The sequence below is a fragment of the Flavobacterium sp. RSP46 genome (genome assembly GCF_003984825.1).
Classification (GTDB): domain Bacteria; phylum Bacteroidota; class Bacteroidia; order Flavobacteriales; family Flavobacteriaceae; genus Flavobacterium.
The window spans coordinates 923,573-944,069 of sequence record NZ_RYDM01000001.1; the positions used below are offsets into that span (position 1 = coordinate 923,573).

Consider the following 20,497-nt stretch of genomic DNA (forward strand, 5'->3'; position numbering starts at 1 on the left):
TTCGTCTTTTATAAGAGCCATTTCGTAGGCTGAACGTTGAAATTTTACACGAACGTTGTTCATAAGGTTTCTTGCAACTTGTCTATACTCGCTATAAAGTAGCGACTATACACCCTGTTTTGGGTAGATTGTCGCTATTGAGCAGCGCATTGCGATTCAAATATAATAAATTAATTTCTTACAAATCATCAAATGGGCTTTTTATTTGTTGCAAACTTTTCGTACTTACGTGAGTATAAATTTCGGTGGTTTTGCTGCTGCTGTGTCCCAATAATTCTTGTATATATCTTAAATCGGTGCCACTTTCTAATAAGTGCGTTGCGTAGCTGTGTCTGAGCCAATGTAAGGTGGCTGGTTTTGTGATCCCAGCTTTTTGAAGCGCTTGTTTCAACACCTATTGCAAACTTCTATCATCGTAGGGTTGTCCTTTGATTTGTCCTTCAAATAAATAAGATATAGGTCTATAAACTTTATAATACTCACGAAGCATTTCTAATATTTTTAGACTTAATGGCACAATCCTGTCTTTTTGACCTTTGGCGTTTTTTAGCAAAACTATGTTTCGGTTAGCATCGATATGAACGGGTCGAAGTGCTAATAATTCACCACAGCGTAACCCACAACTATAAATCAGACTCAACATCATTTTGTGCTTAATGTTGCTGTGTGCATTCAAAATCAATTTTATCTCTTCTTTGCTCAATACATTTGGCAAAACCTTAGCCCGTTTTGGTCGGTGAATTTTGTCAATTTCGATTTTGGTGTTTTGTATAGTTTTAAAATATAGCTTAAGGGCGTTTGTAATTTGGTTTTGATACGAAGCCGAAAGATTGTTTTTCAAAATGTATTCATTATTGTACACAATTACATCTTCATTGGTAATTTCAGCAATAGGTTTTTGGTTATAAAAAACCAAGAAGCATTTCAAAGCTTCACTATAGGTAACAACCGTACTTTGGCTATACCGCTTGGAACGCATCCATTGCTTGAGTTTCTCGATTTGAGCAATGCCTTCAGGTGACGGAAAGGAGTAGGTAAGTGCTGGGATTTTAAACCGAATTCTATTTTCTTCCGTATCTGGAATGTGCCAAGCGACTAAAGATTGGCTCCATCTGGAACCGGCTACTGTTTTTATTCGAGTAATTAATTCTTGATTTTTTTCGAAATAGACCGCGATTCTTTTCTCTTTTTTATGTGTAATAATTTTAGCATTCCAGCTCATACTATTTCTTTTGGTGGTACTAAAGTAGCCATTTATTGTCATCTTTCCAAAATAGCGCATTGGTTCAGGTGCTAGTTAAAACAATGTGCTTCAATGTGTTTTGCTTTTGGATTCTAAAAATAATATAGGATTATCATTTAGAATGGTATCCGTACAGACTTTAATACTGCCGTCAAATCTATTACATTTTTAGTCCAGCATTAATGATTAAGCAGCAAGAAAAGGATATAGATACAAGTATTAAAAAAAGTGGTACCACAGCATAGGCTGATAAAAGATTTTTAAAGATGCCTGATGAATTAATCGGTGTAAATGGGTGAAATCTCAGGAAAGAAATCCAGCGCTGGATTAAAACAAAACCTTAAATTGTAGTTTTAACGATGGGGATTAAAAAAAATTGAGCACTTTGCCTCCCCGAAAACCGATCCTACTCTGTAGTTTGGCAGCTGGTTTTTTTATACTCGGCTAGATTACTAAAAAGTCTTCAGTTTTTAATGATAAAAAGGGCAAACATTATAAAAACTTTGCGAACTTTGCGTTCCATAATCAGGATTGGAAAAGGAGCTGTTGCAATACACATTGATTTTTCTATTCACTAAAAAAAACAGACTACGTATGAAAATAAATCCAAAACACGGCATCGATAAGCTTCTTTTCGGGATGAAACAAAATGATGTTACGGCGCTTTACGGGAAACCAGACCGCAATTATAAGGATGAGGATGATAATGTAATTTTTGCTTACAACAAACTCAAAATGCGCTTGACATTCTATAAGGAAGAAGAGCTGAAATTGGGGTACATTGTCGCATCAAGTCCGGAGTTGGAATTATTTGGATACAAATTGATCAACAGAAAAATTAGTGAGGTCAAAAAAGATTTGGTTACCAAAGGAATCACTAAATTTACTCAGGAAGAGTTTGATACGTTCGAAAATTACTTCAACGAGGAAAACTGGATCATTTTTCAAACAGAATTTGATGAGGTGGTGAAATTTGAAATTGGTGCAATTATCAATCAGAAAGATGAATTTGACTGGAAATTTACAAAGAAATAATAGTGTTGGTTTACGTCTGATAGCACACAGATGGCACGGTTGCGACAGAAGAAAAACGAATTTTAAGTATTTTTTAATCAGTGTAACCCAGTTTAAATCCGCATACTGAATAAGATTTATCTAAATGGATTAAATAATAAACCCGACAGTTTTCCTTTGATGAGAATTGTCGGGTTTTATAATTGTCAAATATTTTATTTTATTGTTTTGGAGTTGGCTGTTTTTCTAGCATTTCTAATTCGAACACAAGCATTGTATTAGGCGGAATAACGCCTCCGGCACCTCGCTCGCCATACGCCAGATTGGATGGAATAAAAATGACTGCTTTATCGCCAAAAGCCATATTGTCAAGTCCTTCAATAAATCCGGGTATCATGCCGTCTTTTTTTCCGGCTTCAAACGGGAAGGCTCGGTATCCGTTTTGGGCGGCACGATTGGCATCAAATTTCCCGTAGACTTGATTGACTTCTTCATAGCTACTGTCAAATAGGGTTCCGTCCTCAAAATAGCCTGCGTAATGAAAATAAAATGTTGCTCCGTTAGCAGGTTTTACTCCGGTTCCTTTCTCTGTTATCTTGTACGCTAATCCGGAAGGTGTGATGGTTGCTGTCGCTTTAGCAGCGGCTAAATAGGTTTTTTTAGCGGTTACTACAGCACCGTATTTTTCCATGTATACTCGTTTAGCTTCCGCTTCCAGCGCTTCTCTTTTTACTTTGTTTTCCGCTTCAAAAACAGCTTGTTTTGCTTTATTTTCAGCGTTTGCCAGGTCTTGTTTTTTCTGGTCTTCGGATTTATTGTTGAAATAATCAGCGAATACTTTTGGCGCATCAAATTTTTTGGCCAAAGCGCCTTTTCTCACAATAGTAATCTTTGTAATTACATCGCTTTGCGCAATAGCGTTCACGATGGCCATTCCTTGGGTTACATGCCCAAAAACGGAGTGCTTACCATCTAACCATGGCGTTGCTTTATGGGTGATAAAAAACTGGCTTCCATTAGTTGCAGGTCCAGAATTAGCCATAGAAAGAATACCGGCTTTGTTGTGTCTCAAGTCCGTAAATTCATCTTTGAAACTATAACCTGGGCCACCGGAACCATTGCCGGAAGGATCTCCAGTCTGTATCATAAAATCTTGTATGACACGGTGAAATTTCAGAGCGTCAAAGAACGGTTTTCCTTTTAGTTTGTCATCAGTGACAAAAGTGTTTTTACCTTCTGCCAATGCAATGAAGTTCGCAACGGTAACCGGTGCTTTTTGGTAGGCTAGTTCCACTACAATGTCTCCTTTGTTGGTAGCAATTGTTGCAAAAATTCCCTCAATAACTACCGGAGCTTTTACCGCAGGTTTCACCGGTTTTTTTACAATTGCTTTTGCTGTTGTCACCGGTTTTTTGGCAGGAATAGATTTCTTGACCGTTTGGGAATGTACATTGACCATTCCCAGAAACAATAAAACCAGAATTTTAAATTTCATAGTGTACTAATTTAAAGGCTTATTTTCTTACTATTATTGAGGCATTTTTTCTAATAATTCAATTTCAAAAATGATGTTGGCATTAGGCGGAATCACACCTCCGGCTCCAGCTGCCCCATATCCCAATTGGGATGGAATAAAAATCACGGCTTTGTCTCCAAACGATAATTTTTCGATGCCTTCAATGAAACCAGGAATCATGCCATCTTTTTTACCAGCTTGGAAAGGGATGGGTTGGTAGCCGTTTTGAGCGGCTCTGTTTTCATCGTATTTTCCAAAAGTTTGGGCAATACTTTCGATACTAGCATCAAATAATTCAGCATTTTCAAGAAAACCGGCGTAATGAATGAAGATGCCAGTACCAATAGCAGGTTTTTTACCCCCGCTTTTTTTGGTGATCACGTATTGCAGTCCTGTTTTGGTTTTTGTTGCTTTGGCTTTCAATTCGGCAAAATAAGCTACTTTTTGTTTGCGGACTTCTTTGTATTTCTCGTTGTAAACTCGCTTGTTTTCAGTATCTACAGCTGCTTTTTCCTTTTGATTTTTATTTTCTACAGCAAAATAATCATTGAATATTTTTACTGCGTTAAATTTTTTAGCCGCTTCTCCATTTCTGATAATGGTAACTGTATTGATGTAATCGTTTTGTTGAATTTTGTTCACGACCTCCATCCCTTTTTCGACTACATGACCAAAAATAGTGTGTTTGCCATCTAGCCAAGGTGTAGCAAGATGCGTGATAAAAAACTGACTGCTGTTGGTGGCCGGGCCGTTATTGGCCATAGCCAGAACGCCTCCTTTATCAAATTGCAAATCAGTAAATTCATCTTTGAACTTGTAGCCGGTATCACCAGAACCCGTTCCTAGCGGATCTCCGGTTTGTATCATGAAGTCATTGATGACACGATGGAATTTTAAACCATCAAAAAAAGGTCTTTTTTTAAGATTTTCATTGGTCACATAATCATTTTTCCCTTCTGCTAATGCCACATAATTTGCTACTGTAATAGGGGCCTTTTCAAAATTTAATTGTACGATGATGTCCCCTTTATTGGTTTCAATTTTAGCGTATAAACCGTCTGGAAGATCGCTGTGTTCTTCTTTACAGGAGTAAAATGAGGCAATTGCCAGGAATGCGAGTACGATCTTTTTTTTCATTTCTAACTTTATTTTTATTGGTTTATAGTGTCTTTAGGTGTACTGGTGGGCGGTACTTGTTGTTTGCTGGGAGCTGGGAGTACAACTGTTTTTACTGGTGCTTCGTTCTCTTTTTTATAAGTTGCTTCCGATTTAAAGTCACGCAGCGTAACCGTGCAGATTAAGGGCTGGTTGGTGCCAATTTTTTTGTCATCACCATGGTAACCGTACCCCATATTTGATGGAAAAAGAAAGGTAACTTTCTCGTTTTTACGCATTAGTTTGATGCCGTCTCGCAATCCCATCATAATATTTTGTTTGTCAACATAATAGACTTGAGGTCTTAGCTCTACTTCAGAATAAATGATAGCTCCCTTTAAATCTTTTATCTCGTAATCAAAAAAGGCTACATCTCCTTTTTTTGGCGTAAGCGTATCCGTTTCATTCCGGGTTTGATAGGTGTACCAATATCCTTTTTTTGAGGCAAGGTATTTTATCTTTGGGTCGCTTTTGATTAAAGCCTCAATTTTATCTTCTTCGGTGGCCACCAGTTTTTTGTTGCGTTGAATTGATTTTTTCATGAAACTTCCCGAAGCTTGCGAAAGGGGTCTGCGCGCCTCCTGATGCTGCTTGCAGCTTGACATAACCAGAATCAAAAAAAAGACCAGTGCAATAGGCGTACTGAATTTTAACATGGATTATACTTTTAGCGTTGTTACTAAATCTTCGAATTTTTTGATAGTTTCTGTCATTGATGTTTCTGATTTCCCTCCGGCTGCATTGCGATGTCCGCCACCATTAAAATGGTCTCTTGCAAATTGATTCACATCAAAATCGCCTTGGGAACGGAATGAAATTTTGATGATTTTTTCTTCTCTATTTTCTATAAAGATAGCTGTAAAAATGATTCCCTTGATGCTTAATCCGTAGTTTACAATACCTTCTGTATCGCCTTTTACATAATCAAACGAATTTAATTCGTCCTGGCTAAGAGTCGTGTAGGCTGTTTTATGTTCCGGAAGTACTTTCATGTTTTGGAGCGCTCTTCCTAGTATTTGCAAACGTCCAAAGGAGCTGTTGTCAAATAATAAGCTTGGGATTTCTGTGTTCTCAACGCCTAAATCGATTAATTCAGCCACAATCTTATGGGTTGTTCCAGTTGTTTTTGGAAAACGAAAAGAACCGGAATCGGTTAGGATTCCAGTATAAATGCAGGTTCCGATAGTCTTGTCGATATCTTGCTTTTTTCCAAGGAATAAAATGAAGTTGTACACCATTTCACAAGTTGATCCAAAGGCCGTATCAGAGTAGGTGATCGCGGCATAATCATCCGGTTTTTGATGGTGGTCAATCATGATGAAGGGTGCCTTTAGCTGGGATAAAACCTGCTCCATATCGCCGGTGCGGTGCAAGGCATTAAAATCTAAGGTAAAAATCAGATCGGCCTCTTCAAGGATTTTTGTGCAATTTTGTTTGTCTTTTTCAAATATTTTAATCGTTTCAGAGCCCGGCATCCAAGCCAGAAAATCTGGAAATTCATTGGGAGAAACAACAACGGGCTGGTGTTTGTTTTTTAATAAAAAATGATATAAAGCCAGGGTAGAACCCATGGCGTCGCCATCAGGGCCTCGGTGTGGGATTATGGCAATCTTTTTAGGAGTTGCTAATAACAACTGTATCGCTTGAATGTCTTGTATTTTCATAGATTGCGAAATTACATTTTTTTACTGTAATGTTGAAATCATTTATACAAATAACCAGTTGGGTGTAATTAGTTTTTAATTATAATTTTCATCAGTTCGAGTGATCTCGCTTTTGGGTGGGATGGCATCGAGAAAGAGGAAAATTTCATTAAAAACGGTTCTCGATACACATCACTTCGAGTGCGAAGCGTATCGAGAAGTTTTGTTCCGTTTTACTCCACAAAAAAACAATGGAACTGACGTTTTGAATAATTCTAACTAATCGGGTTATGCCATTAACAAACTTTTAGAGGGTTATAAAAAGTAGGTGTTGCTTCTTTTTAATTTTTGGTACAAATGGTATTTTGCTCCTTTTACAATTTGGGCGTTGTAAATCCCCACGGAACCGGATGTAAAGTAGGCCAACACACAAGCAATCCCAATAAAAATACCACTTTCAATCCCAAAGAGTTCCATTCCCATGACCGTGCAAGCAATAGGTGTATGGGTGGCTCCGGAAAAAACAGCCACAAACCCCATGCCTGCCAAAAGGGCAATTGGCAATGGCACAACCAGCGATAAGGCACTTCCTAAAGTAGCGCCAACAAAAAATAGCGGGGTTACCTCGCCCCCTTTAAATCCTGCTCCCAGCGTAAATCCCGTAAAGAGTATTTTTAGTAGGAAATCATAAGAAGCATTTGGACTCGAAAATGCCTCAATAATCATAGGAACTCCAAGGCCAATGTATTTTGTAGTTCCAATAAAATAGACGGCTAATGCAATGAAACATCCTCCCACAAAAGGGCGAAGAGGCGGAAACGATATGGTTTTAGAAAATAAATGCCCCCAAAAATGTGTGCTTCTGGAGAAAAGCATGGCGACCAAGCCAAACAAAATACTCACGAGAACTACCCAGAATAAGGTAATGAAAGTAATTGAAGGGACAAAAGGAATAGCATAATGCGTGTGTTGTACCTGCCAAAGTTCCACGGTGAAATAAGCGATATAGGCAACAAAAAACGATAATAGGATGCTTTTTAAATTGATTTTACTAAAAAAAACAACTTCCAAAGCAAATAAGGCTCCGGCTAAAGGGGTGCCAAAAATGGAAGCAAATCCTGCGCTGATTCCCAGAATGAGGATTGTTTTTCTTTCGGAAACGTCAAGCTGAAATAGTTTTGTGAACTGATCCGCAATGGCACCGCCCATTTGTACTGCTGTTCCTTCACGGCCGGCTGAACCGCCAAAAAGATGGGTGATCAAGGTGCCAAAAAGTACCAAAGGCGCCATTTTGAATGGAATAATTTGCTGCGGATTTTCGTATTCTTTTAACAATAAATTATTCCCCTTGACGACTGATTCCCCCCAATAGTAATATCCCAGTCCTATTGCCAAGCCACCTATTGGCAAAAGCCAGATGATCCAGTTGTTGTTGTCTCGGGTTTGGGTTACCCATTCTAATGCTACCAGAAAAAAAGCAGATGCCGATCCGGAAAAAATACCTATTAAAATGCAAATGAAAATCCATTTGAGCAGGAGTGTCGTAATTTTTTTAGTTTTTTCTAAACTCATTAGTGGAAAGGGGGCAAAGTGTTTGTGCAAAAGTATTATAATCCGTCTTGAATTAATGATTTTTCAGGGGCTATTGCTGTAAATTCAATTTCAACTAGATATTCAGGACCGACTAATTTGCTGATTTCATAAAAACCAGTGGCAGGTTTTATATCTTTAAAAAATTGAGCATGAGCCTTAGCAACGTATTCAAAAGTAGTAATGTCAGTAGTGAAAATTCGGGTTCTGATAACATCTTTCATACTTGCATCCAAGTCTTCAAGAACTTTTTCGACACGTTCTAAAATATTGAGCGTTTGTGCATAGGCGTCATTAGCTTTCACTTTTTTGCCGTCAACCAGTGCGACAGTTCCGGAAACCTCAATAGAGTTGCCAATGCGTACGGCGCGGCAATATCCCATTTTGTCTTCCCATGGCGAACCTGTCAGTATGTTTTCTCTTTTCATTGTAGTAGTGTTTAAAGGTTGTTTAGTGTTATGGAAGGCGATGCTTTGGTATGGCATACTATTTGCAAGTTATAAAAAAAAGCGAAATAAAATCACCCGTTTTGTAATTAAAATATTCCTTTTATGTACCGGTTTTTTATGGTGTTTGGGTATCCAAAATATAATAAAATCGGAAATTATAAGTTATAAATGAAAGTTAAATTAGTGCTTCATTTTTGATTAAGTACAATAGGTTTTTTATTTTTAAATTTTTACAGGTACAAAAAACCTAATTTTGAAAGTTATGAAAAGGATTTTATTTTTAATGATTACCATCAGCATGTCTCTAAGCGGATATGCCCAAAACGAATTTAGCTCAAAATTTAAAGCCATTCCCCCTAAAAATAGCGCACTAAAAATTAAAAAACCAATTCCGCCAAAAGCGAGTGTTCCACCTGTTAAGACACCTAATGTGTTTAAAAATCCGGAGTTATTAAATCCAAAACCAAATGCTTCAGCTCCTGTAGCGCCGGCAAATAATTTTTCGATGATTCCTAAAAATGAGTTTATTAATCCGGGAGATGTGTATAGAGACAAATGGAATAAAAAAGAAGAAAAAACAGAAGGTTTGGTGTATCGAAAAAACCAAGATTTAGGCAATTTTACCACGGGATCTGTCACAGCAAAAGTAATGTATCGCGATGCGGCCTACGTTGATGGAGATCAGATCAGGGTGTATCTGAACGATAAAGTGATCCAGTACCAAGTGAATCTTGAAAGTAATTTTCAAGGATTTGAAATCGTCTTAGAAAAAGGATTTAACAAGATTGAATTTGAAGCGTTGAACCAGGGATCTTCAGGACCCAATACTGCTGAATTCAAAGTATATAATGATAAAGGAGGTTTGATATCAGGAAGTCAATGGAATCTGGGAACAGGTTTTAAAGCGACCATTATTTTGGTCAAAGAATAGTTGACATAAATCCTGTATTGTAAAAACAAAAAGACCTTTGAAATGAGATTCCAAAGGTCTTTTTTTGTCTTATTTGAAATTTCAGGGTACAATCACTTTGGATTTTGTCAGCCACTAGTTTGATAGCTTTTTCTAAAAAGGATCTGCAGTAACTTGAAATTTCATGTCCGCTTTTATGGAAATATCTTGAGTAATCGCCTCTTTGGTTATCGCTTTTGTTCGTAGTTTAAAACTGGAAGCTTTAACGTATTTGTCTAATTTTGCTGTGGTACAGGTTAAACTCAACGTGTTTGATGTTGCGTTTATATCGTCTAAAAAAGCCAGTTCAATCTCGTCGCTGTCATTTGTTGAAATATAAATATGTATCGATTTTAAAAATGAAAATGATTTGTTAGCAGGATTTGTTACCGTCAATTTCATCTCTTTCAATTTTACATCTTTGACTAATTCGGCATTTGTATTGTTATTTTCAAATGCGGTACTAGAATTAGACGGAACATCTGGAGTAACTAATTCTAAAGCGGTGTTCACTGGAAATCCAGATGGAATGGTAACGGTCGTTTGATTGTCTATCGAAAAGGTCAATAAATCATCAATTACATTACATGAAATGATAATAAAGCCAAAAAAGGCAACGACTATAAAATTTTTTGCTTTCATTTTTGCTGTTTTAAGTAGATTATTAGGGCTGCAAATGTACTCTTTTATCTTCTAAACTTAATTTCAGGATAATTCCAAAATGGACTAAAAGGCTAATTCTCTTTTAAAAGATAGGAGAAATTATTTTGGCGATCCAAAATAAAATAAATATTTTAAAATTCGATTTTTCAATTCAAAATATAAAAAGTATTTTTGCACATGCAACACAACGTACTTATTTTAGATTTCGGATCGCAATACACACAACTTATTGCTCGTAGAGTTCGCGAATTAAATATATTCTGCGAAATCTTCCCATACAATCATTTTCCGAGTGATTTATCTTCTTACAAAGCCGTAATCCTTGGTGGTAGCCCTTTTTCTGTTCGAGGAGAAGATGCGCCACATCCTGATTTATCTCAAATTAGAGGAAAATTACCTTTATTAGCCGTTTGTTACGGAGCCCAATATTTATCTCATTTTAGTGGAGGTGAAGTGGCAGCTTCAAATACAAGAGAATATGGTAGAGCTAATTTATCTTTTATAAAAGAGAATGAAGTGTTCTTCGAGGGTGTTTCTGAAAACAGCCAAGTTTGGATGAGCCATAGCGATAGTATCAAAGCATTGCCCACTAATGGAGTAAAACTTGCCAGTACCCACGATGTGGAATTTGCAGCTTACAAAATAGAGGGTGAAACCACGTACGCCATTCAGTACCATCCGGAAGTTTTTCACTCAACCGACGGATCTAAAATGTTGGAGAACTTTTTGGTGAAAATTGCGGAAGTGCCTCAAAATTTTACGCCAAATGCTTTTGTTGAAGAAATGGTGGTTGAATTAAAAGAAAAACTACAAGACGATAAAGTGGTTCTCGGACTTTCTGGAGGAGTAGATTCTACCGTGGCAGCAGTTTTATTACATCAAGCGATTGGTAAAAACCTGTATTGTATTTTTGTAAATAATGGTTTGCTTCGTAAAAATGAGTTCCAGAACGTACTGGATCAGTACAAAGGAATGGGTTTGAACGTAAAAGGAGTCGATGCCGGTGATCGTTTTTTATCTGAATTAGCAGGTGTCAGCGACCCGGAGACCAAACGTAAAATTATAGGACGTGTCTTTATCGAAGTTTTTGATGATGAATCGCACCTTATACAAGATGTAAAATGGTTGGCACAAGGTACTATTTACCCGGATGTTATTGAATCCGTTTCTGTAAAAGGACCATCGGCAACCATAAAATCACACCATAATGTTGGCGGTTTACCGGATTACATGAAACTAAAAATAGTAGAGCCATTGCGCATGCTTTTTAAAGATGAGGTACGCAGAGTAGGGGCTTCTTTAGGAATAGACCCTGAATTATTAGGCAGACATCCTTTTCCAGGACCAGGACTGTCCATCAGAATTTTAGGAGACATTACCCCGGAAAAAGTACAGATTTTACAGGACGTTGATGCTGTTTTTATTGACGGATTAAAATCTTGGGGACTGTACGATAAAGTATGGCAAGCCGGAGCCATTTTACTTCCCGTTAATAGCGTAGGAGTAATGGGAGATGAGCGTACCTATGAGAAAGTAATTGCATTACGTGCTGTAGAATCTACAGATGGTATGACAGCAGATTGGGTACATCTTCCCTATGATTTCCTGATGAAAGTCTCGAATGACATAATCAACAAAGTAAAAGGGGTTAATAGAGTGGTGTATGATATCAGTTCAAAACCGCCGGCAACTATTGAATGGGAATAATACTTTACTATTTAGTCCTTTCTGAGAACAGCTTTTGTTAATGTTCCCATATAAACGGTATCAAATTTTTTAGAATAAAATTTGGTACCGTTCTTGTATTACTAATTTGAATAATTTATAAATGAAAACGATGAAATATTTTTTTGTAATTTGTATGGTGCTGTTGTTGTTCAATCATGATAGTGTTTTTGCACAAGAAAAAAATACAACGCACAAAGTGGCGAAAGGGGAAACAATTAACGAAATTGCTCAAAAATACAAGGTCACTCCATTTGATATATATCAACTAAATCCGGATGCTCAAAGTGGATTGAAACCAAACAGTATTTTGCTGATTCCTAAAAAAGGGGGCAGCCAAAAACCGTTGACTACGACTACACCAGATGCGAAGGCTATAATTCACGAAGTGACACCAAAAGAAACGCTCTATGGTATCGAAAAAAAATATGAGGTAACGGATGAAGCTTTAAAAGAAGCGAACCCTTTTCTTGAAAACGAGGGCCTCCAAATAGGGCAGACGCTTATTATTCCATCTAAAAATGGGTTAAAAAAAACAGTATCAAATCAGGATAAAGTAGTGTATCACGATGTGCTTCCAAAAGAAACTAAATACTCAATCGCGAAATACTATGGAATTACCATTGCAGAATTAGAGCAGAAAAATCCTGAAATAGTTTCCGGTTTACCCATTGGATATAAATTGCGTATCAAAGGGAATCCCGAAACTTTGGGGCCAAAAGCAGATAAAACGGAAGCAGCGTTTGCGTCCAACGAAGAAATGGGAGAAAATAATGCACAACCAGCCAAAGTACTCTTTAGTTACCGTTCCTATGTTATAAAACCGAAAGAAACACTGTATAGTTTGTCCCGAATGTTTAATTTGAGTCAGGAGGAATTAATTGCTTTAAACCCCGCTTTATCTCAGGGCGTGACAGAAGGTATGATTTTGAAAGTCCCGTCAGCGACTCCTGTTTTGCAAGAAATTAAAAAAGAATATACCGTATTGTCAAATAATAGCGCGAACAGGAAAAAACTAGTGCTTCTTTTGCCCTTTAATATTGCAAAAATGGAGGTGGATACTGCAAATTCAATCATCACCCGCTTGAAAAACGACAAGTTTTTGAATATGACTTTAGATTTTTATGCAGGTGCATTAATGGCCATAGATTCTGCCAAACAATTGGGTCTTTCTCTTGATGTGAGTATCTATGATTCCCAGGAAACTAAGGATTATTCTAATATAGCAGCATTAATTAAGCGAAATAATTTGGAAGATTCAGATGCTATAATTGGACCATTTTATCAAAGTAACGTCGAGATAACGGCTGAATTACTTCATAAACACCAGGTTCCGGTAATCTCCCCTTTATCAAAAGATGTTGGTAACTCCCTTAGTAATTTATATCAAACCATTCCAACGACCACTGAGGTTAAAAATGCGATGTTCAATTATATGCGAGCCAGAGGAGGCGTTATTATAGCAGTAGTCGATAGGAAAAAAGAATCTGTAATTCAGTTTATAAAAGAAAATCATAAAGACGTTAAATTTGCAACTCTTAATCCAAATGGCAGTGTGTCTCCAGAAAATCTACAGCGTTTATTTGTAAAAGGCAAAATGAATTACGTGGTGATGGAAACCGAAAACACGAGTATGATCAAGGCAACTATGGCCACTATGTTGAGTGCTATGTCTGCGTATCAAGTGCAGTTAGTAATTCTGGAACCAAATGAAACATTAGACACGGACGAAATTAATTTTGTGAATTTGACAAAATTGAAATTAATGTATCCGTCAGTTGCTCGTGAAAATGAAACACCTGAAGCATTAATTTTTGAGAAAGAGTTTAAAAACAGGAATAAAATTACTCCAAGTGCTTATGCAATTCGTGGTTTTGATGTTACTTTTGACACGATGATGCGTTTGTCACAAGATAAGAAATATCAGGAAACAGTAGCCTTTACGGCAACGGAACAAATAGATAATAAGTTTGAATTCTATAAAAAAGAAGATGGTGGGTATACCAATAAAGGAATTTATATTTTATATTATGATACCGATTTAACCATAAAAGAAGCAAAATAATGACATCAATAGTAACGTATTTAGGGGATTTAAGAACCTCTTCTATTCATTTGCAATCCGGGACTGAAATTTTTTCGGATGCTCCTTTAGATAATAATGGGAAAGGAGAAGCTTTTTCTCCAACGGATGCGGTTGCCAATGCTCTGGCAACTTGTATGATGACCATTATGGGAATAAAAGCACGAGATCTCGAAGTGGATTTAAAAGGATCTACCGCTGAGGTGGTCAAAATAATGAAAATGGAACCCAGACGTATTGATGTGATAGCGATTAATTTTGAGATGTACGGAACTGCTGATGTAAAGAATATAACAATACTGGAAAGTGCAGCAATGACCTGTCCTGTATTCCTGAGTCTGCATCCCGAAATCGAGAAACGAATTATTTTTAACTGGAATTAAATAGTCTTTGGAAGCAAGAGACAGGAAACAAAAATGATTATTTCTTCTTGTTTTCCTGTCTCTTGCTTCTTTTTTATTATAAAATGGATCAAAACCAAAAACAACTCATCAAGCTAGCCCATACTAAAATGCCTTTTGGTAAATACGAAGGCTGGTTTCTTATCGATATCCCGGAATACTATATTGTTTGGTATAGCAATAAAGGGTTTCCTAAAGGGGAACTAGGGGAACAACTGAAATTAATTTATGAATTGAAACTCAATGGTCTGGAAGAGTTAATTCGAAATATAAAAAAACGGTACCCAAAACCGATTTAATTTTCAATTTGACAATTTATAATTGTACTTTTGCCACGTTTTTTACACAACTACAATACAAATAACAACAGAATGAATCAAACGAAATATATTTTTGTTACTGGCGGTGTGACTTCTTCTTTAGGGAAAGGAATCATTGCAGCATCTTTGGCAAAATTGTTACAAGCTAGAGGATACCGTACAACCATCCAAAAGTTTGACCCATACATTAATGTAGATCCAGGGACATTAAATCCTTATGAACATGGAGAATGTTATGTGACTGATGATGGTGCCGAAACGGATTTGGATTTAGGGCATTACGAGCGTTTTTTGAATGTTCCTACTTCTCAGGCGAATAATGTGACTACAGGAAGAATTTATCTTTCGGTTATTGAAAAGGAAAGAAGAGGTGAGTTTTTAGGAAAAACAGTACAAGTAGTTCCTCATATCACCAATGAAATCAAGGAAAGAATGCAGTTGCTTGGAAATTCCGGCGATTATGATATTGTCATCACTGAAATTGGGGGTACAGTAGGAGACATTGAATCCTTACCTTACATAGAATCTGTTCGTCAATTAGTTTGGGAATTAGGAGAGCATAATGGGATTGTAATTCACCTTACTCTGGTTCCTTATTTAGCTGCCGCGGGAGAGTTGAAAACAAAACCAACCCAGCATTCCGTAAAAACCTTGATGGAAAGCGGAATAAAAGCAGATATTTTAGTGTGCAGAACGGAACACGAAATTTCTGAAGAATTACGCAATAAACTGGCTTTGTTTTGTAATGTAAAAAGAGAAGCTGTTATTCAGTCTATTGATGCTTCCACGATTTATGAAGTGCCGAATCTAATGCTGGAAGAAGGACTTGATGTTGTGGCGTTAAAAAAATTAGATTTACCTAAAAAAGCGGCTCCGGATTTAAAAAACTGGAATACTTTTTTACGCCGATTAAAAAATCCAAAGCATACCGTGAATATAGGTTTGATAGGAAAATATGTAGAAATGCAGGATTGCTACAAATCTATTTTGGAAGCATTTATCCATGCCGGTGCAGCTAATGAAACAAAGGTAAATGTGATTTCGATTCATTCAGAACACATTGATGCAAATAATATACAGGAAAAATTCTCAGGTTTAGACGGAATTCTGGTTGCTCCAGGTTTTGGAGAAAGAGGAATTGAAGGAAAAATTGCAGCAGTGCAATATGCCCGTGAGAATAAAGTGCCGTTTTTCGGAATTTGTTTGGGGATGCAAATGGCCATCATAGAATATTCAAGAAATATGTTGGGTTATAAAGATGCTAATTCAACTGAAATGAATGAACACACCGCTTATCCGGTAGTAAACCTCATGGAAGAGCAAAAAACTATCACGGATAAGGGCGGAACAATGCGTCTTGGTGCATGGAAATGCGACATCAAAAAAGATACATTAGCCTATAAAATTTACGGAAAAGAAACCATTTCAGAACGCCACCGTCACCGCTATGAGTACAACAGTAAATACGTTGCTCCATTAGAAAATGCCGGATTGATGGCTTCAGGCGTAAACCCTGATACGGGATTGGTAGAAATTATAGAAATAGAAGATCATCCGTTTTTTATTGGCGTGCAATACCATCCGGAATACAAGAGTACGGTTGCAAATCCGCATCCTATTTTTGTGAATTTTGTGGCAGCAGCCGTTCAGGCAAAGAAAAAATAACTGAAAACGATTGGGTTTCAGTAAACCTAAAATTTATAACTTTTTTTAATTATAATGGAACAAAAAAAATTTGACCTCAATTCGATCATAGGTTTTGTATTAATTTTTGGTATTTTGATTTTTATCATGTATCAAAATCAACCTGATGAGAAAGTAATTGCCGCTGAAAAAGCACAAAAAGAATTGGTGATTCAGGAAGCTAAAGCGAAAGAGTTAGAAGCTAAAACGGTTGCAAAAGCAACAATTGAGGTTGCTGCAACCGGAGATTCAACTCAACTGGCGCAGTTGCAAAAAACCTTAGGGAATTTTGCCTATTCTGCAACATTACCTTCAGCAAAAGCAGGCTTTACAACTATTGAAAACGAATTGGTTATGCTAAAAATAGCCAATAAAGGAGGCTATATTGTGGAGGCTACTTTGAAAAAATTTGAAAAATTCAAGAAAGGTTCAGGACAATTAGTGCAATTGATCAAAGACAATAATGCCAATTTAAATGTACAATTGCTGACTAGTGATAACCGTACTTTAAATTCAAAAGACTTGTATTTTGAACCGACCTTGACAAAAGTTGGAGCAGATCAAATATTATCCATGAAATTGAAAGCGGGAGCTAATGAATTCTTGGAATACAAATACGTGTTGAAACCAAACGAATATATGATTGGTTTTGACATTCGTTCCCAAGGATTGAATAAAGTCTTGAATACCGCCAAACCAGTAGATTTAGAGTGGGATTTAAAAACCTACCGAAACGAGAAAAGTGTTTCGTATGAAAACCGGTATACTGAAATCTATTTTGAACATGAAGACGGAAAAATAGATTACGCAGGATTGGGTCAGACGGAAGAATCTGACTTAGATAAAGCCACTTTTGTAGCTTTCAAACAGCATTTTTTCTCAACGATTCTTTTAACGCAAACCCCTTTCGAAACGGCTAAATTAAAATCAACAAATTTAGTGCTGGATGACAAAGTGGATACTACTTTTACAAAACAATTTAATGCTAACATCCCATTAGCATTTACTAATGGCGAATTAGATCACAAAATGAGTTGGTATTTTGGTCCAACAGATTATAAGACATTACACTCATACGATCAAAATCTGGAAAAAATTATTTCACTGGGTTGGGGAATTTTTGGGTGGATCAATAAGTTTATCTTTATTCCATTATTTGCCTTTTTAAGTTCTTATATTTCTTATGGAATTGCGATAATTATTTTTACAATTTTGATAAAAATAGCAATGTCGCCTATTACTTTTAAATCGTTCTTGTCACAGGCTAAGATGAAAGTATTGCGTCCTGAAATAACAGAATTGGGTGAAAAATTCAAAAAAGACCCTATGAAGAAACAACAGGAAACAATGAAGTTGTATAACAAAGCGGGAGTAAATCCTATGGCAGGTTGTATTCCAGCATTGATTCAGCTGCCATTTATGTATGCTTCGTTTCAGTTTTTTCCATCGGCATTTGAGTTAAGACAAAAAAGTTTCCTTTGGGCGGATGATTTATCGTCTTTTGATGAAGTAATCCGTTTGCCTTTCTATATTCCGTTTTACGGAAATCACATCAGTTTGTTTCCTATTCTGGCTTCGATTGCTATTTTCTTTTACATGAAAATGACTTCTGGAGACCAGCAAATGGCTGCTCCGCAGCAAGAAGGAATGCCGGATATGGCAAAAATGATGAAAATTATGATATACGTGTCGCCAATCATGATGTTGTTTTTCTTTAATAGTTATGGTGCGGGATTGAGTTTGTATAACTTTATTTCGAATTTGATTACCATTGGAATTATGATTGTCATCAAACGATACTTTATCGATAGTGATAAGATTCATACTCAAATTCAAGAGAATAAATTGAAAGAGCCCAAAAAGCAAGGTAAATTCCAGAAAAAACTGCAAGAAGTGATGGAACAAGCCGAAGCTCAAAAAGCACAACAAAAGAAAAAATAATGCATAAAAAAAGCTCTCAAATATTGAGAGCTTTTTTATTAGATTAATTTAAGTGACCTGAATTCGGTACTAAAAAAAGTAATTATGAAAACATATTACAAAAAAAGAATATTGGTTTTGATGTTTTTGAATGTGTTTTTTCTTTATGCACAAACTGATTTTAATGTATTAGATGCAAAAGGGAAAAAACACGGAGTGTGGAAAGGTGTATATGAAACCTCAAAACGACCTAGATATGAAGGAACTTTTGAGCACGGAAAAGAAATTGGTATTTTTAATTTTTTTGATGATACCAGAGCAAAATCGCTAATTGCAACTCGAGAATTTAATCCAAAAGACAATGCAGCGTTTACTATTTTTTACGACCAAAACAAGAATAAAGTAAGTGAAGGAAAAGTGATCAATAAAGTATTTGAGGGTCAATGGAACTATTACCATTTGGCCTCAAAAAATATAATGACAACGGAACACTATAGTAAAGGAAAACTTGAAGGTTTGCGTACCGTATTCTATTTAAGTGGAAAAATTGCCGAAGAAATCAATTATATAAATAATTTAAAAAATGGCTTTTATAAAAAATATACTGAAAAAGGAATCGTGTTGGAAGAGTCTGCTTTCAAGAACGACCTTTATAACGGTTTAGCAATCTTTAGAGATTCCAACGGGAATACAGTCTCTAAAGGACACTTCGTAAATGGAAAGAAAGCGGGTATATGGCAGTTTTTTGAAAAAGAAAAAGTAGTCAAAGAAATCAATATGAGCTTTACAGAAAATGCCACAAAATCAAAAAACAATTAACGGTATCGTTAGCCATTACTGTTGTAAATCTTTTTGTAACTTTGCACCCTTATAAAATTTTAATTTTTTGAAGATGAAGCGTGTAGTTGTAGGACTTTCCGGAGGAGTAGATTCAAGTGTTGCTGCTTATTTGTTGCAGCAACAAGGGTATGAAGTTATTGGTCTTTTTATGAAGAATTGGCATGACGACTCAGTCACTATTTCTAATGAATGCCCATGGCTGGAGGACAGTAATGATGCATTGTTAGTTGCCGAAAAACTTGGAATTCCATTTCAAACGGTAGATTTAAGTGTTGAATACCAAGAAAAAATCGTAGACTACATGTTCAATGAATATGAAAAAGGGCGTACTCCAAATCCCGATGTGCTTTGTAATCGGGAAATAAAATTTGAAGTTTTCATGAAAATTGCTTTGAGTCTTGGTGCTGATTATGTTGCAACGGGGCATTATTGTCAAAAAAGTGAAATCAAAGTGAATGGCGAAACCGTGTATCAACTGAAAGCCGGTGCCGATACCAATAAAGATCAATCCTATTTCTTGTGTCAATTATCCCAAGAGCAATTAGCAAAATCCTTATTTCCTATTGGCGAATTAACTAAACCGGAAGTACGTGAAATTGCTGCCCAAATGGAGTTGATAACTGCCGAAAAGAAAGACTCACAAGGCTTGTGTTTTATTGGAAAAGTGCGTTTGCCTGAATTTTTACAACAAAAATTGCAACCCAAAGACGGAATTATTATCCAAATAGATAAAAATGATCCTGTTTACAGTGCTGAAAATCATGTAGGCCTAAGTGTAGAAGCGGATTTAAAATCAGCAGCAAGAAAAATTCCGTACACGCCACAAATGGGAAAAATAGTGGGGAAACATCAAGGGGCTCATTATTTTACTATTGGACAACGAAAAGGTTTAAATGTAGGAGGCACAACGGATCCCTTGTTTATTATAGCCACGAATGTAGAAACCAATACGATATATACCGGATTATCAAGTCAACATCCCGGATTATTCAAGAAAGCATTGCGTATTGAAAAAGAAGAAGTACATTGGATTCGTAAAGATTTGGCTTTGGCCAATGGAGGAACGATGGAGGTGATGGCAAGAATACGCTACAGGCAACCGTTGCAAAGGGCTACTTTGCATCAGTTTGAAAATGAAATGTACGTGGACTTTAACGAACCGCAGTCGGCAATAACCGAAGGACAATTTGCCGCGTGGTATTTAGGGGATGAATTAGTTGGTTCAGGAGTTATTTCTTAGTTTAGTACTTTATTTTAGTATGATTTCAAGAAAAACCGTAGTTTCAATTGCTATTTAATTTCA

General features: G+C 36.5%; 17 protein-coding genes and 1 pseudogene. 10 read left to right on the top strand and 8 right to left on the bottom strand.

Features of this window, described 5'->3' with window-relative positions; all coding sequences use genetic code 11:
* Positions 1 to 178 precede the first annotated feature (178 nt).
* A pseudogene (locus EKM01_RS04205) lies at positions 179 to 1,282 on the bottom strand (tyrosine-type recombinase/integrase).
* A gap of 555 nt (positions 1,283 to 1,837) precedes the next feature.
* On the opposite strand from EKM01_RS04205, the gene EKM01_RS04210 reads away from it, so the two are divergent.
* Complete coding sequence (locus tag EKM01_RS04210) at positions 1,838 to 2,278, top strand: hypothetical protein (RefSeq protein ID WP_126463235.1); 441 nt, start codon at positions 1,838 to 1,840, stop codon at positions 2,276 to 2,278.
* Between the two features lie 199 nt (positions 2,279 to 2,477).
* Here EKM01_RS04210 and EKM01_RS04215 read toward each other — a convergent pair whose 3' ends face one another.
* The 6 genes from EKM01_RS04215 to EKM01_RS04240 all read right to left on the bottom strand — a co-directional run bounded on the left by EKM01_RS04215 (position 2,478) and on the right by EKM01_RS04240 (position 8,589).
* Positions 2,478 to 3,752, bottom strand: a complete 1,275-nt coding sequence (locus tag EKM01_RS04215) for a peptidylprolyl isomerase (RefSeq protein ID WP_126463237.1) — start codon at positions 3,750 to 3,752, stop codon at positions 2,478 to 2,480.
* A 33-nt stretch (positions 3,753 to 3,785) separates the two neighbouring features.
* Positions 3,786 to 4,910 (bottom strand): peptidylprolyl isomerase, encoded by a 1,125-nt coding sequence (locus EKM01_RS04220; protein WP_126463239.1) that lies wholly within the window; start codon positions 4,908 to 4,910, stop codon positions 3,786 to 3,788.
* 14 nt (positions 4,911 to 4,924) lie between these two features.
* A complete protein-coding gene (gldI, locus tag EKM01_RS04225; protein WP_126740677.1) occupies positions 4,925 to 5,584 on the bottom strand; it encodes a gliding motility-associated peptidyl-prolyl isomerase GldI in 660 nt (219 codons plus the stop codon).
* Between the two features lie 3 nt (positions 5,585 to 5,587).
* Positions 5,588 to 6,592, bottom strand: coding sequence for a bifunctional oligoribonuclease/PAP phosphatase NrnA (locus EKM01_RS04230; RefSeq protein ID WP_126556164.1), 1,005 nt, complete (start codon positions 6,590 to 6,592; stop codon positions 5,588 to 5,590).
* A 294-nt stretch (positions 6,593 to 6,886) separates the two neighbouring features.
* Entirely contained in the window at positions 6,887 to 8,143 is a 1,257-nt protein-coding gene (locus tag EKM01_RS04235) for a voltage-gated chloride channel family protein (protein WP_126767003.1), read from the bottom strand.
* A 35-nt stretch (positions 8,144 to 8,178) separates the two neighbouring features.
* Positions 8,179 to 8,589: a RidA family protein gene (locus tag EKM01_RS04240; RefSeq protein WP_126456079.1), complete on the bottom strand. Its 411-nt coding sequence runs from the start codon at positions 8,587 to 8,589 to the stop codon at positions 8,179 to 8,181.
* A gap of 283 nt (positions 8,590 to 8,872) precedes the next feature.
* On the opposite strand from EKM01_RS04240, the gene EKM01_RS04245 reads away from it, so the two are divergent.
* Positions 8,873 to 9,541, top strand: a complete 669-nt coding sequence (locus EKM01_RS04245) for a hypothetical protein (RefSeq protein ID WP_126767005.1) — start codon at positions 8,873 to 8,875, stop codon at positions 9,539 to 9,541.
* Positions 9,542 to 9,673: 132 nt separating this feature from the next.
* On the opposite strand, the gene EKM01_RS04250 is transcribed toward EKM01_RS04245, so the two are convergent.
* Positions 9,674 to 10,201 carry a hypothetical protein gene (locus EKM01_RS04250; protein ID WP_126767008.1) on the bottom strand — a complete coding sequence of 176 codons (528 nt, stop codon included), beginning with the start codon at positions 10,199 to 10,201 and terminating at the stop codon, positions 9,674 to 9,676.
* A gap of 198 nt (positions 10,202 to 10,399) precedes the next feature.
* Here EKM01_RS04250 and guaA point away from each other — a divergent pair, with 198 nt between their 5' ends.
* The 8 genes from guaA (at position 10,400) to mnmA (ending at position 20,434) form a co-directional block, all read left to right on the top strand.
* Complete coding sequence (gene guaA, locus EKM01_RS04255; RefSeq protein ID WP_126767010.1) at positions 10,400 to 11,929, top strand: glutamine-hydrolyzing GMP synthase; 1,530 nt, start codon at positions 10,400 to 10,402, stop codon at positions 11,927 to 11,929.
* 130 nt (positions 11,930 to 12,059) lie between these two features.
* Positions 12,060 to 14,012 carry a LysM peptidoglycan-binding domain-containing protein gene (locus EKM01_RS04260; RefSeq protein ID WP_126767013.1) on the top strand — a complete coding sequence of 651 codons (1,953 nt, stop codon included), beginning with the start codon at positions 12,060 to 12,062 and terminating at the stop codon, positions 14,010 to 14,012.
* Positions 14,012 to 14,413, top strand: coding sequence for an OsmC family protein (locus tag EKM01_RS04265; RefSeq protein ID WP_126561696.1), 402 nt, complete (start codon positions 14,012 to 14,014; stop codon positions 14,411 to 14,413). The genes EKM01_RS04260 and EKM01_RS04265 overlap by 1 nt, the downstream gene beginning before the upstream one ends.
* An 83-nt stretch (positions 14,414 to 14,496) precedes the next feature.
* On the top strand, positions 14,497 to 14,730 hold the full coding sequence (locus tag EKM01_RS04270) for a DUF3820 family protein (RefSeq protein WP_066082415.1): 234 nt from the start codon (positions 14,497 to 14,499) through the stop codon (positions 14,728 to 14,730).
* Between the two features lie 72 nt (positions 14,731 to 14,802).
* Positions 14,803 to 16,416 carry a CTP synthase gene (locus tag EKM01_RS04275; RefSeq protein WP_126556181.1) on the top strand — a complete coding sequence of 538 codons (1,614 nt, stop codon included), beginning with the start codon at positions 14,803 to 14,805 and terminating at the stop codon, positions 16,414 to 16,416.
* A gap of 54 nt (positions 16,417 to 16,470) precedes the next feature.
* Positions 16,471 to 18,375 (top strand): membrane protein insertase YidC, encoded by a 1,905-nt coding sequence (gene yidC, locus EKM01_RS04280; RefSeq protein WP_126463262.1) that lies wholly within the window; start codon positions 16,471 to 16,473, stop codon positions 18,373 to 18,375.
* 84 nt (positions 18,376 to 18,459) lie between these two features.
* Positions 18,460 to 19,173 carry a toxin-antitoxin system YwqK family antitoxin gene (locus tag EKM01_RS04285; RefSeq protein ID WP_233589291.1) on the top strand — a complete coding sequence of 238 codons (714 nt, stop codon included), beginning with the start codon at positions 18,460 to 18,462 and terminating at the stop codon, positions 19,171 to 19,173.
* Between the two features lie 73 nt (positions 19,174 to 19,246).
* A complete protein-coding gene (mnmA, locus tag EKM01_RS04290) occupies positions 19,247 to 20,434 on the top strand; it encodes a tRNA 2-thiouridine(34) synthase MnmA (protein ID WP_126456348.1) in 1,188 nt (395 codons plus the stop codon).
* The last annotated feature ends 63 nt before the right edge of the window (positions 20,435 to 20,497 follow it).

Bases quoted from the DNA above. Each gene is read 5' to 3' on its own strand.
- EKM01_RS04215 (WP_126463237.1), bottom strand. From the start codon at position 3,752: ATGAAATTTAAAATTCTGGTTTTATTGTTTCTGGGAATGGTCAATGTA.
- EKM01_RS04275 (WP_126556181.1), top strand. From the start codon at position 14,803: ATGAATCAAACGAAATATATTTTTGTTACTGGCGGTGTGACTTCTTCT.
- EKM01_RS04220 (WP_126463239.1), bottom strand. From the start codon at position 4,910: ATGAAAAAAAAGATCGTACTCGCATTCCTGGCAATTGCCTCATTTTAC.
- EKM01_RS04270 (WP_066082415.1), top strand. From the start codon at position 14,497: ATGGATCAAAACCAAAAACAACTCATCAAGCTAGCCCATACTAAAATG.
- EKM01_RS04245 (WP_126767005.1), top strand. From the start codon at position 8,873: ATGAAAAGGATTTTATTTTTAATGATTACCATCAGCATGTCTCTAAGC.
- EKM01_RS04210 (WP_126463235.1), top strand. From the start codon at position 1,838: ATGAAAATAAATCCAAAACACGGCATCGATAAGCTTCTTTTCGGGATG.
- EKM01_RS04235 (WP_126767003.1), bottom strand. From the start codon at position 8,143: ATGAGTTTAGAAAAAACTAAAAAAATTACGACACTCCTGCTCAAATGG.
- EKM01_RS04250 (WP_126767008.1), bottom strand. From the start codon at position 10,201: ATGAAAGCAAAAAATTTTATAGTCGTTGCCTTTTTTGGCTTTATTATC.
- yidC (WP_126463262.1), top strand. From the start codon at position 16,471: ATGGAACAAAAAAAATTTGACCTCAATTCGATCATAGGTTTTGTATTA.
- EKM01_RS04260 (WP_126767013.1), top strand. From the start codon at position 12,060: ATGAAATATTTTTTTGTAATTTGTATGGTGCTGTTGTTGTTCAATCAT.
- EKM01_RS04285 (WP_233589291.1), top strand. From the start codon at position 18,460: ATGAAAACATATTACAAAAAAAGAATATTGGTTTTGATGTTTTTGAAT.
- EKM01_RS04240 (WP_126456079.1), bottom strand. From the start codon at position 8,589: ATGAAAAGAGAAAACATACTGACAGGTTCGCCATGGGAAGACAAAATG.
- EKM01_RS04265 (WP_126561696.1), top strand. From the start codon at position 14,012: ATGACATCAATAGTAACGTATTTAGGGGATTTAAGAACCTCTTCTATT.
- mnmA (WP_126456348.1), top strand. From the start codon at position 19,247: ATGAAGCGTGTAGTTGTAGGACTTTCCGGAGGAGTAGATTCAAGTGTT.
- guaA (WP_126767010.1), top strand. From the start codon at position 10,400: ATGCAACACAACGTACTTATTTTAGATTTCGGATCGCAATACACACAA.
- EKM01_RS04230 (WP_126556164.1), bottom strand. From the start codon at position 6,592: ATGAAAATACAAGACATTCAAGCGATACAGTTGTTATTAGCAACTCCT.
- gldI (WP_126740677.1), bottom strand. From the start codon at position 5,584: ATGTTAAAATTCAGTACGCCTATTGCACTGGTCTTTTTTTTGATTCTG.